The organism is Cupriavidus sp. SIMBA_020, from assembly GCF_046535395.1.
GTDB lineage: Bacteria > Pseudomonadota > Gammaproteobacteria > Burkholderiales > Burkholderiaceae > Cupriavidus > Cupriavidus campinensis.
Map to the genome: position 1 here is coordinate 1 of NZ_JAWRWU010001500.1, position 242 is coordinate 242.

Here is a 242-nt window from a genome sequence, read left to right on the forward strand (position 1 = left end):
GTCGGCATGCCGTATACGCCCGACGGCCCCGATCTCGACGCGCTGGAAACGCTCGTGCAGATGTGGCGGCCGAAGATGCTCGTGATCAATTCGGTGCTGCAGAACCCGACCGGCACGTCGCTCACGGCGGCGCAGGCGTTTCGCATCCTGCGCCTCGCCGAAGCCTATGACTTCATCGTCGTCGAGGACGATATTTACGGCGATCTCTGCCCGCCGAGTTATCCCGGCACGCGCCTCGCGAG

At 64.9% G+C, this 242-nt stretch carries 1 protein-coding gene; it reads left to right on the forward strand.

Annotated elements, in window-relative coordinates; genetic code table 11:
- On the forward strand, positions 1 to 242 hold a 242-nt coding region (locus tag SB751_RS34590; protein WP_410749565.1), incomplete at both ends, for an aminotransferase class I/II-fold pyridoxal phosphate-dependent enzyme.